Raw genomic sequence first — 568 nt, 5'->3', positions numbered from 1 at the left:
ACCATAGTGCTTCTTCTTTATTTGTTGGCTTTTCTATTATTGGCAAATTCACAACATCTCCATTTTTTAAAAGTGGAGTAAGCTTGGGATTTACTTCTAAAACCATACTAAAATACTCTAAACTTCCATAAAATCTATAAACCACACTATCTAATCTTTCATTGTCTTTTGCAATGTATTTATTCATAATCTCTCTCCAAATCCATACTAAAACTTTGCTTGGCAAATCCGCTCCCATCTATAAAACATTCTCTATTATCGTTTAAACTTATAATGATAAATTTTCCATAATATTTACCATTAGCACCCACTAAAGTATAGGATTTTTGCTCCTTTGCCATAGCTTCTAAGGTTTCAAGATAGGTATTCTTATCCCCCTTTAGCGGTAAGATTTTGCCTTGTAGTTTAATCTTTTCACTTCCTTTGCTTAGTGCAAAATATGCCTTTGTGTTATTAAGTCTAGCTTGAGAGCTTATCCCATATTCTAAGCTTCTTTCTAGGTTTTCAAAGTTTAGGGCTTTGAATTTGAAATCACCCAATGATAAAACCATTTAAACTCCTTTTTAGT

Annotated in this window: 2 protein-coding genes; both read right to left on the bottom strand. The window is 31.7% G+C overall.

The features are described from left to right. Positions 1 to 187: tail protein X (locus B6S12_RS10840; RefSeq protein ID WP_111230742.1), on the bottom strand; the 187-nt coding region annotated here is incomplete at its 3' end. Further along, a complete protein-coding gene (locus tag B6S12_RS10835; protein ID WP_111230741.1) occupies positions 180 to 551 on the bottom strand; it encodes a phage tail protein in 372 nt (123 codons plus the stop codon). The genes B6S12_RS10840 and B6S12_RS10835, both read right to left, overlap by 8 nt. Between the last annotated feature and the right edge of the window lie 17 nt (positions 552 to 568).

Origin of the sequence: Helicobacter valdiviensis, assembly GCF_003245365.1 — a bacterium.
GTDB lineage: Bacteria > Campylobacterota > Campylobacteria > Campylobacterales > Helicobacteraceae > Helicobacter_D > Helicobacter_D valdiviensis.
The sequence above is the reverse complement of the archived record's forward strand: the minus strand, read 5'-3'. Positions and strand labels throughout refer to the sequence as shown.